A 12,934-nucleotide genomic window follows, 5' to 3' on the forward strand; every position below is an offset into this window, starting at 1 on the left:
GTCGCCCTTCTGTGGAGGTTCGCACTGAATTGGTTCGGTTCCGACGCCATGGAGCGGCATCGGAAGGCGGAGCCCGCCAGCCCTTCGGCAACCCGTCCGCCGCGGTGGCCGAAGCGAGAAGCACCGCCGCCCGACGCGAGATCCGTCAGGCGAGCGGCGTGATCAATGCTCCGCGGTTTCTGCCTTGTGTGATCAGGAACTGCAAGTCCGATCCTGTGTGACAGTTCATCACAACATAATCGACCAGCGCCCGCGCGGCCTTGGCCGACGGCACGATGGCAAAGCCCGTCGGGCCCCACGAACTCTGCCCGACGCCGGCGGCGCCCGCCGCGCGGCAGAGGCCGAGCACCTCGGTGACGGCGGGACTGACGAAGCGGCGGCCGCCCTGGGCCGGGGCGAAATGGTCGCCGAGCACCTCCTGGATCTCGGTGATCGCGGCGCCGAACTCGCCGATGTCCTCTTCGACCAGTCCGGGCAGCAGCTTCATCATGGTCAGCCGGCAGAGATGCGCGGCGCGCTCGGGCGGCAGCGGCGGCAACGACTTGAAGGCTTCCATCTCGTCGGTGCCGTGCGAGCCGACGAGGCCGGGGTCCATGACGAGCACGATGCGCCAGCCGCGCGGGAAGGCGATGCGCGCCAGCACCGGCGGCACCAGGCTCGACGGCCCCCTGCCGCCATCGACGACGAAGCCGCCGCGCTCGAAGGCGGTGAGGCCGACGCCGGAGCGCGCGCCGCGGTCGAGGTCGGCGGCGACCTTGGCCGCGTCGAATCTTGCGCCGGCGATCCGCGCCAGCGCCGCGGCGACGGCGAGCGCGAGTTGGGTGCCGGAGCCGAAGCCCGCATGCGCCGGGATCGCCCGCTCGACCGTGATCGCCACGTTCTCGGCGATGCGGCGGTCGAGGCCGAGCACCCGGGCGGCCGATTCGGCGTAGCGCGCCACCCGCGCCGCCTCGGCGCCCTCGACCGAGAAGCCGTGCGACAGGCGGACAGTGAGGTCGAGCACCGGTTCGTCGATGGCGACGCCGATCGAGCCGAAGCGCCGGCCGAGATCGCCCGCGAGATCGAGGAGCCCGAGATGCAGGCGCGCGGGCGCCTCGACGCGGACACCCGCGAGTAGCCCAGTCGTGCTCTCCGGCGTCGCGCCGACCTTCAGTTGGTTCATGCTGTCGCAGTCCGTTCCACTTAATTTCCCGACACGCGGCGACCGGGGACCGCTAGAATGGGTCCGACCGACGCGGCCATCCGGCCGGCGAACCGCCCGCTCGCTCCGACGAGCATAGAGCGCCGCGGAGCAGAGAGCGACCTTTCCGCCCCGCGCGACCGTAGAATTCCATCGCCGGGGCGAGCAGAAATCCGGGAGAGAGCGATGAGCGAGACCGTCTACACCCCCGCCGAAGTCGAGGCGCGGCTTGCCGCCGAGCTGCCGCGCTGGCGCTTCGAGGACGGCTGGATCCGGCGGACCTACCGCACCTCGAGCTGGAAGGGAACGCTGATGGTGATCAACACCGTCGGCCATCTCGCCGAGGCCGCCTGGCACCACCCCGACCTCACCGCGTCCTACGCCTGGGTCGAGGTGCGCCTGATGAACCACCATGCCAAGGGCATCACCGACAAGGACTTTTCGCTCGCGAAGAAGATCGAGGAGGTGGTGCAGTGGCAGCCGGGCAAGGAGGACGGCGGGCTGGAGGGCACGCCGCAGAAGGATCTCCGCTTCGCCTACGTGAAGTACGACGACGCGGAGTGAACCCCGCCCTGCGGGCCGGCACCGCCGGCCCGATTGAGGCGATGCGCCGCAGGGGCGGAACGCTATTGTCCCTGACCCGTCCGGCGTGAAATGATCGCTGAGTCGGTCCGTGGGCCATCCCTCAGGTTCCGGTCCGGCGAAGACGACCCTGTCGTTCGCGTGCGGGGCCTTCCGGACACCGGGTCCGGCTCATGCCACTGCGAAGCTTGCGGTTCGCGTTTGCGGATCGCCCGAAATGATTCCCGGGGGAAACTGTGTCGGCCGACACCAAAGAACAACTGGCCGGCCTCGACGAGCGCATTGCGCGCGCCGTCGGCCTACTCGCCAAGGCGAGACTGCCGCTGATTTCAGGATTGGGAGCCGACGTGGACGCCGTCCGCGCCGCCCTCCTGCTTGCCCAGAAGACGGGCGCCGCCGTCGATCACGCCGCGGCCGCCCACATCGCCGTCGAACTGCGCGTCACCGCCGACGCCGGCCACATGGCGACGACCTCGGCCGAAGCGCGCAACCGCGCCGACACCGTCGTCTTCGCCGGCCCCGGCGCCATCGACTTTGCCGACGACAGTGGCCTGTTTGCGACCGCCGAGACGCCCTACGACTGGCGCGGCGACCGCACGGTGCTGTGCCTCGGCACCGGCGGGCGGGTGCCGTCCTCGGTCGCCGCCGTCGCGGCGACGCATCTCGTTGGCGGGCCGCTCGCCGGCCGCCTCGGCGCGCTGAAGGCGATCGTCGCCGGCCGCACCGTCGCCGGCGCCGATGCCGCGCTCACCGCCGCCGCCGAGACGCTGAAGGCGGCCCGGTTCGGTGTCGTGGTGGTCGATCCGGCGGATCTCGACCGCTTCGGCTTCGAGCTGCTGCACGCGCTGGTGAAGGACCTCAACGACACGACGCGCTTCACGACGCTGCCGGTGCCGGCATCCCACCAGGGCCGCGGGGCCAACCTCGTCTCGACCTGGACGACCGGCGGCCGGCTGCGCGTCGGCTTCGGCCGCGGCTATCCCGAGCAGGACGACTGGCAGTTCGACGGCACGCGGCTCGCCGCCGCCGGCGAGGCGGACGTGCTGGTCTGGGTCGGGCCGCTCGGCCCCGGCCTGCCGGACTATGCGACCAACCTTCCGACGATCGCGCTGGTCCCGCCGGGCTCGGGCGCCACCGACTCCGCCGATCACGTCGTGATCGAGGTCGGCGTGCCCGGCGTCGACCACGGCGCCGTGCTGGCCGATACCGTCGTCGACGGCTTCAGCTTCGTCCCGGCGAGCGCCCCGTCCGCGCTGCCGACCGCCGCGGCGATCCTCGCCGCCATCACCGCCGGCCTAGCTACCGGAGCTTCCTGATGCTGATCCGTCTCAAGGGCGGCCGCGTCGTCGATCCGACGCAGGGGCCGTCATCCGTCCGTGACGTCTGGATACGCGACGGCCGCGTCATCGAAGCCCCGCAGGGCGACGAGCCGGCCGACGTCGTGCACGACGTGTCCGGCAAAGTCGTCATGGCGGGCGCCGTCGACGTCCACTCGCACATCGCCGGCGGCAACGTCTCGCTGGCGCGCCAGCTGCTGCCCGAGCTCCACGTCAGCGAGGACCCCGCGTCCGCCGCCCTGCCCTTCGGCACGGCGCGCTGGTCGAGCTGGGAGATCGGCCGACTCTACGCCGAGATGGGCTTCACCACCGTCGTCGAGCCGGCGCTGACGCCGACCGCGGCGCTGCACACCCATCTCGAACTCGCCGACATCCCGATCATCGATCGCGGCGCGCTCACCGTCGTCGGCAACGACGATCATTTCCTGAAACTGCTGCGCGACGGCGAGAGCCGCGACGCGATCCGTGACGCCATCGCCTATCACCTCAAGGCGACGCGCGGGCTCGGCATCAAGGTGATCAACGCCGGCGGCCCGGCCGCCTTCCACTCGGGCCTGCGCACCTTCGACCTCGACGACGTCGTGCCGCATTACGGTGCCACCTCGCGCCGGATCGTCGAGACGCTGCTGACGGCCGCCGCCGACATCGGCATCCCGCATCCGCTGCACCTGCACGCCAACAACCTCGGCGTTCCGGGCGCGGTCGACACGATCAAGGCGACGATCGCCGCGGCCGAAGGCCGGCCGCTGCATTTCGCCCACATCCAGTTCTACGCTTACGGCAAGGACGCCGACGGCGGCATGACCTCGGCGGCGGAAGAGATCTCGGCGGCGATGGCGGCAGCGCCCAACATCACCGCCGACGTCGGCCAGGTGATGTTCGGGCCGACGGTCACCATCTCGCTCGACCTGATGAAGCAGTGGTCCGGCAAGGCCTACGCCTCGCCGAAGAAGTGGACCATCTTCGACGGTGACGCCGAAGGCGGCGGCATCGTGCCGTTCCACTACAAGACGTCGAACTGGATCAATCAGTTGCAGTGGGCGATCGGCCTCGAGCTGTTCCTGCGCTCGGAAGATCCGGCGCGGATGCTGATGACCACCGACCATCCGAACGGCGGCCTGTTCACCTGGTATCCGACCATCCTCGCGCTGCTGATGGACAAGGAACTGCGCGACCGCTGGACCGCGGTGCTGCCCGAGCAGGCGAAGGCCCGCACCGGCCTCATGTCGCTCGAGCGCGAGTACACGCTGGAAGAGGTCGCGACCATGACCCGCTCGGCGCCCGCCAAGCTGCTCGGCCTGCCCGACCGCGGCCATCTCGGCCCGGGTGCCGTCGCCGACGTCTCGGTCTACGACGACAATCCGGACCGGGTGGCGATGTTCACCGGCGCCCGGCTGGTGCTCAAAGACGGCAACCCGGTGGTGCGCGACGGCAAGGCGCTCGGCTGGGCGATGGGCCGCACGCACCAGCTGTCGCCGGACTACGACGGCGCCATGGACCGGCGGATGACCACCTACCTCACCGACCGCTTCGGCGTCGGCCCGTCCGCCTTCGCCGTGCCCGACGCGGCATTCGGCGAACGCGAGAACTTCCAGGTCGAGGCGCTGCTGAAATGACCTCCCCCCTCGTCCTCAACGACGTCATCATCGACGACACCTTCGCCGAAGCCTTCGACATGGCCGCGACCGGCGCGCTGATCACCGCGCCGACCGCGAAATGGGCGGAGATCGCCGCCCGGACCGCGACCGGTTTTGCGACCTCGGTCATCGGCTGCGGCTGCGAGGCGGCGATCGACCGCTACGTGCCGCCGGAGGAGACCCCGGACGGCCGCCCCGGCTACCGGATCCTGATCTTCGCCTTCGATGCACCCGGCCTCGAGGCGCAGCTGATGAACCGGATCGGCCAGTGCGTGCTGACCAGCCCCGGCTCGGCCTGCTTCTCCGGCATGGACACCAAGCGGCGGCTGAAGCTCGGCGCGACGCTGCGCTACTTCGGCGACGGCAACCAGATCGCCAAGAAGCTCGGCAAGACGCGCTACTGGCGCGTTCCCGTGATGGACGGCGAGTTCCTGATCGAGCACACCACCGGCTTCATGGAAGGCGTGGTCGGCGGCGGCAACATCCTGATTCTGGGTCGCAGCTTCGACGAGGTGATCATCGCCGCCGAGGCCGCCGTCGAGGCGGCGTCGGCGATCAACGACGTGATCCTGCCGTTCCCGGGCGGAATCGTGCGCTCGGGCTCGAAGGTCGGCTCGAAGTATGCCGGCCTGCGCGCCTCGACCAACAATGCCTTCTGCCCGGTGCTGCGCGGCGATCCCGGCAGTGAACTCGCGGCCGATACCGAGTGCGTGCTCGAACTCGTCATGGACGGCCTGACGCCCGAGGCGGTCGCCGCCTCGATGAAGGCGGCCATGCACGCCGCCGCGTCGTTCGGTCCGTCGAAGGGCATCCAGCGCATTTCCGCCGGTAACTACGGCGGCATGCTCGGACGGCACCATTTCAAGCTGAAGGACCTCCTCTGATGGGCGCGCTCACCTTCACGCTGCGCGGCGCGGTCCCCGAGCGCCTCGACCTCTCGCCGCTGACGCCCGAGGCGCTCGCCGGAAAGAGCGTCGCGGAGATCGAGGCGATCACCGTAGGCACCACCCGGCTGGCGCCCACCGTCGGGGACCTCTTCACGGTATCGGGCGACGATGCCGCGACGATCCGCTTCGAGGGCGGCTCGGAGCGCTTCGACCGCATCGGCCGGGCGCTGAAGTCGGGCTCGATCCACGTCGAGGGCGACGTCGGCGCGCGGCTCGGCGAGGCGATGGCGGGCGGCGAGATCACCGTCTCCGGCTCGGCGCACGGCCCCTATGCCGCGGCGGCGCTCGCCGGCGGGCGCATCACCATCGAAGGCGACGCCGGCGACTGCGTCGGCGCGGCACTGCCGGCCGCGATGGCCGGCATGACGGGCGGCATCGTGCTGATCGGCGGCACCAGCGGCGCCGCCACCGGCGACCGCATGCGCCGCGGCACCATCGCCGTGCTCGGCGGCACCGGCTCGGAAGCAGGCGCGCGCATGATCGGCGGCACCATCCTCACGAAGAGCTTCGGGGCGAACGCCGGGCTGATGATGAAGCGCGGCACGCTGATCGCCACGTCCGGCAAGGCGCCGTCCGCCACCTTTGTCGATTCCGGCCACTACGACCTCGCCTTCCTCGGCCTGCTCGGACGCTGGCTGGTTGACGAACTCCCCCGCGCCGCCGATCTTCTCCCCTCCCGCGTCCGCCGCTTCCGCGGCGACATGGCGATGCTCGGCAAGGGCGAGCTGATGCTGGGGGGGTGATCGTCTCGATGGGTCTGACGGCGAGCTATTCCGTGGGGCTCACCCCTCTCCCTGTCCCTCTCCCACAAGGGGAGAGGGGACGATCGCTATCTGCGTCGTGCCCGGCTTCAGCATATCAAGGGACCACGGAGATCGGATCCATCTTCTCATCCTGTCCGGCTTGGTCCCCTCTCCCCCTGTGGGAGAGGGACAGGGAGAGGGGTGAGCCCCTATCTCCGCGCTTCGCCGTCGCCAACCCACCCTCGATCGCCACTCCCGCCGCCACCGGTGGCCCGTGCTGGTACGCCGACGATCTCCCATCCGCGTTCCGCGCCTGACCTGACGGATTGCCCATGACGCCTGCCTCCACGCCGCCCATCGCCTGCCTGCCGCATCTCGGCCTGAAGACGCTGGTCATGGGCATCCTCAACGTGACGCCCGATTCCTTCTCCGACGGCGGCCGCTTCGCGGCGGTCGAGAGCGCGCTGTCGCATGCCGCCAACCTGATCGCCGAAGGCGCCGACATCCTCGACATCGGCGGCGAATCCACCCGCCCGGGTGCCACCCCGGTGCCGGTCGACGAGGAAATCCGCCGTGTCGAGCCGGTAATCCTGGCGCTGGCGAAGCAAACCGACGTTCCGATCTCGATCGATACCTACAAGGCGCAGACGGCCGATGTCGCGCTGAAGGCTGGCGCGAAGATCGTCAACGACGTCTGGGGCCTGCAGCGCGATCCGGACATGGCGAAGGTGGTCGCGGACCACGGCGTGCCGGTGATCGTCATGCACAACCGCACGACCATCGATGCCGACATCGACATCATCGAGGACATGAAGGCGTTCTTCGGCCGCTCGATCGAGCTGGCGCTGAAAGCCGGTGTTCCGGAGCGCCACATCATCCTCGATCCGGGCGTCGGCTTCGGCAAGACCTTCCCGCAGCACCTCGCGGCGATCGGCCGGCTGCCGGAGATCCGCATGATGGGCTTCCCGATCCTGATGGGCACGTCGCGCAAATCGCTGCTCGGCATTCTCGCAGACCACAAGCTGGAGCCGAAGGACCGGATTCACGGCACCATCGCGTCGAACGTCGCGGCGATCATGCTCGGCGCCGACATCATCCGCGTCCACGACGTGCGCGCCCATATCGAGGCGGCGCGGGTCGTCGAGGCGATCATGGAGGCCGGCGAGCGGCCGGTGACGCACGCCGCGGCGCAGCCGGAGGGCCGCGCGTGACCGATCGTATCTTCCTCAACCGCCTCGCCGTGTTCGGCTATCACGGCCTGCTGCCGGAGGAAGCGCGGCTCGGCCAGCGCTTCTTCATCTCGCTCGAGGTGCGGATGGACCTTCGCCCGGCGGGCACCGGCGACGCGTTCGACAAGACCGTGAGCTACGCGACGCTCGCCGAGATCGCGCACGAGATCGCCACCATGCGCCGCTTCGAGATGATCGAGGCGCTGGCCGAGGCGATCGCCGGCGACATCCTCGGCCGGTTTCCGGCAATCGATTCGATCGTGGTGAAGGTGGAAAAACCCTCGGCGCCGATCCCCTTCCCGCTCGACAGCGCCGCCATCGAGATCGAGAGGTTCCGTCATGGCTAAGGCCTATCTCGGGCTCGGCGGCAACATCGGCGATGTGCGCTCCGCGATCGCCGCCGCGCTCGATGCGCTGGACAAGGGCGGCGCGACGCTGGTCGCCCGCTCTGGCGACTACGAAACGCCGCCCTGGGGCAAGCTCGACCAGCCGCCCTATGTGAACGCCGCCGCCATCGTCGAGACCGAGCTGACGCCGAAGGGCCTGCTCGCGCTCTGCCTCGACACCGAGCGCGAGCTCGGCCGGATCAGAATCGAGAAATGGGGGCCGCGGGTCATCGACATCGACGTGCTCGCCTACGAGAACGAGGTGATCGAGGACCCGAGCTTTCCCGCGCTCAACGTGCCGCATCCCTATATGCTGGACCGGGCCTTCGTGCTGGTGCCGCTCGCCGAAATCGCGCCGGACCTCGTCGTCCGCAACGTCCGGGTGGCGGATGCGGCCGCGGCGATCGACAGCGGCGGCATCAAGCGGCTCGGTTGAGCCGACTTCCGGGCCGGTCGACAGATCGGCGCCCGGCCACGCGAGCAGACCACGCCCGAACTTGAAAGCCGCAGCAGACCGATGACCGGACCGACTTCGCCCCTCCCGACCACCCGCCTGCTCGTCAGCGTCAGCGACGCCGCCGAGGCGCGGCTGGCGCTCGCCGCTGGCGCGGGGCTGATCGATGCCAAGGATCCGCGCGCCGGCGCCCTGGGGGCACTCGACCCGGCAGTAATCACAGAGATCCGCGATGCGGTCGCCGGTCGTGCCACCGTCACGGCCGTCACCGGTGACCACACCACCATCGAAGCCGCCGTCGCCGCGGCGGAACGCATCGCCGCGACCGGCGTCGACCTCGTCAAGATCGGCTTTCCCGCCGCGCTCGACGGTGCCGCGCTGGCCGACGCGCTGGAGAGCCTCGCCCGCCGGCACCGGCTGGTCGCCGTGCTGTTTGCCGACGAGGAACCCGACTTCGGCTTCATCCCGGTGCTGGCCCTCGCGGGCTTTGCCGGTGTGATGCTCGACACCGCGGGCAAGAGCGGCGGCCTGCGCCGGCATCTGCCCGACCCGGCGCTTGCCGCCTTCGTCGCGCGGGCGCATAGGCGCGGGCTGATGGCGGGCCTTGCCGGATCGCTGCGCGCCGAAGACCTGCCCGTGCTGGCCGCCTTCGGCCCGGACCTGCTCGGCATGCGCGGCGGCGTCTGCGAAGGCTACGACCGGACCCGGCCGCTCGATCCGGTGCGGGTCGCGGAAGCCGCCGGCCTGCTCGCCGCCCCCGCGGCGCTGCTTGCCGGAGGCGTTCGATGACGCCGGCCCGGCCGCTCGCCGTCGTCAAGCTCGGCGGCAGCCTGCTGACCGACCGCGCAGGGCTGGCGGCGATCATCGCCGGGCTCGCGGGCGCGCCGGCCCGCGTCGTGATCATCCCGGGCGGCGGGCCGCTCGCCGACGGCGTGCGGACGGCCCAAGCCGCGGCCGGCTTTTCCGACCGCCTCGCCCATCGCCTCGCCCTGCAGGCGATGGAACAGGTCGCCGACATCCTCGCCGACCTCTTTCCCGCCTGTCGCCCCGTCGCCGACAGCGCAGGGATCACGGCCGCGCATCAAGGCGGCATCCTGTCGGTCTGGCGCAACGCCGCCCACTTCCTGCGGCCGGGCATTCCGGAAAGCTGGGACGTCACCAGCGACAGCCTCGCCGCCGCCCTCGCCCGCGAGCTTGACGCCAACCGACTGCTGCTCGTGAAATCCGCCGCGCCGCCGCCGGGTGACGTCGCCGCGCTCGCCCGCGCCGGCTATGTCGACGCCGCCTTCCCGGGCTTCGCCGCGGCGTTCGGCCGGCCGGTGCACTTTGCCGGTCCGGACGATGTGAGCCGGATTGCGGATCTCCTTACCGACAGCCCCCGGAGGGCCGCCTCGTGAACACCCGCGCCACCCTGCCCCGGCTCGGCTGGGCCCTCACCGGCTCGGGCCACTATGTGCAGGAGACCATCGAGCTGATGCGGCGGATGCCGAAGCTCGACATCTTCCTCAGCAAGGCCGGCGACGAGGTGCTGCGCCAGTACGGCAAGGATCTCTCCGGCATGCAGGAAGGCACCCGCGTGTTTCGCGACGGCGCGGCGAGCGCGCCGCCGGTCGGCAACTTCTACAAGGGCCACTATCACTCGCTTATCCTCGGGCCGGCGACGTCGAACACGGTCGCAAAATGCGTCGCCGGCATCTCCGACACGCTGCCGACCAACGTCTTCGCCCAGGCCGGCAAGCAGCGGGTGCCGGCGATCGTGTTCGCCTGCGACACCCAGCCGATCATGGACACCGAAGCGCCCTCGGGCTGGTTCAAGGTCTATCCGCGCCCGATCGACCTCGAGAACACCGAGAAGCTGAAGACCTTCGCCTTCACCACCGTGGTCGAGACGCTGCCCGAGCTTGAGGCCGCCCTGTTCGCCCGCATGGCCGAGGTCGGCGAGGCGGTGTCATGACGACGGCGGCGCGCGAGCACATCGCCCTGTTGACCGGGCAGCTCGCCGAGGCGCGGCTGACTGGCACCATGAACGAGCTCGGCCGCGACGCGTTCGACTGGACCATCGTCGACGTCGGCGTGAAGGTCGCCGCGCTGATGACCGAGAAGATCATCCGCCGCCGCGTCACCCTGCCCGCCGGCATCACCCGCGTCGTGCTGCCCGGCCGCTGCCGCGCCGATCTCGCTGCGCTGGCCGAGCATTTCGCCGTGCCGGTCGAGCGCGGACCCGACGAGATCGTCGACCTGCCGCGCTATTTCGGCCGCGGCATGCGCCCTCCGGACCTGACGCGCCACGACTTGAGCATCTTCGCGGAAATCACGGAAGCGTCAGAGATTTCCGTCGCCGAGACGGTCGCGAAGGCGCACCGGCTGCGCGCCGCCGGCGCCGACGTGATCGACATCGGCGGCCTGCCGGACACGCCGTTCCCCCATCTCGGCGAGACGGTGCGGGCGCTGAAGGCCGAGGGTTTCCGCGTCAGCGTCGATTCGTTCAGCACAGACGAATTGCGCACCGGCGCCGCGGCCGGCTGCGACTTCCTGCTCAGCCTCAACGAGGAGACCTTGGCGCTGGCGCAGGAGTTTCCCGCCACCGTGCCGGTGCTGGTGCCGGCAAGGCAGGGCGACCTCGAGTCGCTGTTCCGCGCCGCGGCGCAGATGGATGCCTGGGGGCTCCGGTATCTCGCCGACCCGATCCTCGACCCGATCCACTTCGGCTTCGCCGCCTCGCTGGCGCGCTACCACGCCTTCCGCGCGCGGTTTCCGGACGCCGAGATGCTGATGGGCACCGGCAACCTCACCGAACTCACCGAGGCCGACACCTCGGGCATCACGGCGATGCTGCTCGGCGTCTGCTCGGAGCTTTCGATCCGCAACGTGCTGGTGGTGCAGGTCAGCCCGCACACCCGCCGCACCATCGAGGAGCACGACGCGGCGCGGCGGATCATGTTCGCGGCGAAACGCGACCACGCGCTGCCGAAGGGCTACAGCGGCGCCCTCGCCTCGCTGCACGACCGCGTGCCCTATGCGAACACGCCGGAGGGCGTGCGCATTGCGGCGGGTGGGGTGCGCGACCCGAACTACCGCATCGAGGTCGTCGCCGACGGCATCCACGTCTACAACCGCGACCGCCATCTCGTGCACACCGACGCCTTCGACTTCTTTCCCGAACTCGGCGTCGAGACCGACGGCAGCCACGCGTTCTACCTCGGCGCGGAACTCGCCCGGGCGGAGATCGCCTTCGCCCTCGGCAAGCGCTATGCGCAAGACAATCCGCTCGACTGGGGCGCCGCCGCCGATATCCGCACCGAGGACCTGACGCGGCTGCAGGAGGCCGGCCATACGCTGAAGTCGAAGCGGGCGCAGCAGGATGCCGAGCGCGCCGGGGGCGAGGCACCGGACCCGGTGGCTGCCGTGGCCGGCGACGCATCGGATCCGGTGCCCGGAGGCGAAGACTGATGCCCTTCGTGCTGGAAACCATCGTCGCGACCAAGAACGCGGACGGGACGTTCCACGTCCGCCCCTACGGCCTGCACCGCGACGGCTCCGACTGGCTGTTCATGCCGTTCCGGCCGTCGCCGGCGATCGAGAACCTCGCCAGCCACCCCTTTGCCGTTGTCTCAGCGCCCGCCGACGTGCGCGTCCTCGCCGGCTTCCTCACCGGCCGGGCCGACTGGCCGATGCTGCCGGCCGACAAGGTCGACGGCGTCCGCCTCGCCGACTGCTTCGGCCACATGGAGCTCGAGGTCGCCGACTTCACCGACCACGAGCTGCGCCCGCGCTTCCGCTGCCGGGTGGTGCACCAGGCGTCGCACCGGCCGTTCCTCGGCTTCAACCGGGCGCAGGCGGCGGTGCTGGAAGCGGCGATCCTCTCCACCCGGCTCACCATGCTGCCGCGCGAGAAGATCGAGAGCGAACGGGCCTATCTGCAGATCGCCATCGACAAGACCGCAGGTGACGCAGAACGCGAGGCCTGGAACTGGCTGATGGCGAAGATCGACGCGCATTTCGCGAGCGAACCACCGGCTGCTCTATGATGTCGCCCACGGCTTTCCGGTTCGGCGAGTTCCGTCGGACGTCGGGTTTCTCAGCCTCACAGCCGTCATCACCGGCCTTGAGCCGGTGACCCACTCGCCGTCCGGAACGGGATGGCGTTCGCGATGAAACTATCACCATAAAGCAAATTCTTGGATGAAGGATGCCGGACGGCCATTGGTTCGCCGGTTCAAGCCCGGCGATGACGATCGAGAGGTGGTTTGGCGGAACCGAAGTCCGGCGGGCCGAAAGTCCATACCGTGTCCGCGCAGGGCAACATCCCGGCCCGTCAACGCATCGATCGGCAGAATCCGGCACGACCGGACACCATCAGACATCGCCCGACTTTCCGAACGGCCCCCGACTGCCGAAGGCCGGCACCCGTGCGGGCGCCGGCCTCCGATTGTGTGCCG

14 protein-coding genes are annotated in these 12,934 nt (G+C 70.3%); 13 read left to right on the forward strand and 1 reads right to left on the reverse strand.

The window, feature by feature from the left end; genetic code table 11:
- Window positions 1-145: 145 nt before the first annotated feature.
- The gene (locus I5731_RS17550; protein ID WP_197312720.1) at window positions 146-1,162 is read right to left on the reverse strand and encodes a beta-ribofuranosylaminobenzene 5'-phosphate synthase family protein; all 1,017 of its coding nucleotides are present in this window, start codon (window positions 1,160-1,162) and stop codon (window positions 146-148) included.
- Window positions 1,163-1,366: 204 nt separating this feature from the next.
- On the opposite strand from I5731_RS17550, the gene I5731_RS17555 reads away from it, so the two are divergent.
- From I5731_RS17555 to I5731_RS17615, 13 genes are all read left to right on the forward strand, one after another.
- Window positions 1,367-1,744 (forward strand): 4a-hydroxytetrahydrobiopterin dehydratase, encoded by a 378-nt coding sequence (locus I5731_RS17555; RefSeq protein ID WP_197312721.1) that lies wholly within the window; start codon window positions 1,367-1,369, stop codon window positions 1,742-1,744.
- Between the two features lie 254 nt (window positions 1,745-1,998).
- Window positions 1,999-3,078, forward strand: coding sequence for a molybdopterin-binding domain-containing protein (locus I5731_RS17560; RefSeq protein WP_197312722.1), 1,080 nt, complete (start codon window positions 1,999-2,001; stop codon window positions 3,076-3,078).
- Window positions 3,078-4,715, forward strand: coding sequence for a formylmethanofuran dehydrogenase subunit A (locus tag I5731_RS17565; protein WP_197312723.1), 1,638 nt, complete (start codon window positions 3,078-3,080; stop codon window positions 4,713-4,715). The genes I5731_RS17560 and I5731_RS17565 overlap by 1 nt, the downstream gene beginning before the upstream one ends.
- A complete protein-coding gene (gene fhcD / locus I5731_RS17570; RefSeq protein ID WP_197312724.1) occupies window positions 4,712-5,620 on the forward strand; it encodes a formylmethanofuran--tetrahydromethanopterin N-formyltransferase in 909 nt (302 codons plus the stop codon). Before I5731_RS17565 ends, fhcD begins: the two co-directional genes overlap by 4 nt.
- Window positions 5,620-6,426 carry a formylmethanofuran dehydrogenase subunit C gene (locus I5731_RS17575; protein ID WP_197312725.1) on the forward strand — a complete coding sequence of 269 codons (807 nt, stop codon included), beginning with the start codon at window positions 5,620-5,622 and terminating at the stop codon, window positions 6,424-6,426. Before fhcD ends, I5731_RS17575 begins: the two co-directional genes overlap by 1 nt.
- 332 nt (window positions 6,427-6,758) lie before the next feature.
- A complete protein-coding gene (gene folP / locus I5731_RS17580; RefSeq protein ID WP_197312726.1) occupies window positions 6,759-7,637 on the forward strand; it encodes a dihydropteroate synthase in 879 nt (292 codons plus the stop codon).
- Window positions 7,634-8,002: a dihydroneopterin aldolase gene (folB, locus tag I5731_RS17585; RefSeq protein ID WP_197312727.1), complete on the forward strand. Its 369-nt coding sequence runs from the start codon at window positions 7,634-7,636 to the stop codon at window positions 8,000-8,002. Before folP ends, folB begins: the two co-directional genes overlap by 4 nt.
- Window positions 7,995-8,477: a 2-amino-4-hydroxy-6-hydroxymethyldihydropteridine diphosphokinase gene (folK, locus tag I5731_RS17590; protein ID WP_197312728.1), complete on the forward strand. Its 483-nt coding sequence runs from the start codon at window positions 7,995-7,997 to the stop codon at window positions 8,475-8,477. Before folB ends, folK begins: the two co-directional genes overlap by 8 nt.
- Before the next feature lie 81 nt (window positions 8,478-8,558).
- The gene (locus I5731_RS17595) at window positions 8,559-9,284 is read left to right on the forward strand and encodes a (5-formylfuran-3-yl)methyl phosphate synthase (RefSeq protein ID WP_197312729.1); all 726 of its coding nucleotides are present in this window, start codon (window positions 8,559-8,561) and stop codon (window positions 9,282-9,284) included.
- Window positions 9,281-9,892: an amino acid kinase family protein gene (locus I5731_RS17600; RefSeq protein WP_197312730.1), complete on the forward strand. Its 612-nt coding sequence runs from the start codon at window positions 9,281-9,283 to the stop codon at window positions 9,890-9,892. Before I5731_RS17595 ends, I5731_RS17600 begins: the two co-directional genes overlap by 4 nt.
- Window positions 9,889-10,449 carry a flavoprotein gene (locus I5731_RS17605; protein WP_197312731.1) on the forward strand — a complete coding sequence of 187 codons (561 nt, stop codon included), beginning with the start codon at window positions 9,889-9,891 and terminating at the stop codon, window positions 10,447-10,449. The genes I5731_RS17600 and I5731_RS17605 overlap by 4 nt, the downstream gene beginning before the upstream one ends.
- On the forward strand, window positions 10,446-11,945 hold the full coding sequence (locus I5731_RS17610) for a DUF6513 domain-containing protein (protein ID WP_235981890.1): 1,500 nt from the start codon (window positions 10,446-10,448) through the stop codon (window positions 11,943-11,945). Before I5731_RS17605 ends, I5731_RS17610 begins: the two co-directional genes overlap by 4 nt.
- Window positions 11,945-12,523 carry a DUF447 domain-containing protein gene (locus I5731_RS17615; protein ID WP_197312732.1) on the forward strand — a complete coding sequence of 193 codons (579 nt, stop codon included), beginning with the start codon at window positions 11,945-11,947 and terminating at the stop codon, window positions 12,521-12,523. The genes I5731_RS17610 and I5731_RS17615 overlap by 1 nt, the downstream gene beginning before the upstream one ends.
- Window positions 12,524-12,934: the final 411 nt, after the last annotated feature.

It is taken from the genome of Methylobrevis albus, from assembly GCF_015904235.1.
Taxonomy (GTDB): Bacteria; Pseudomonadota; Alphaproteobacteria; order Rhizobiales; family Pleomorphomonadaceae; genus Methylobrevis_A; species Methylobrevis_A albus.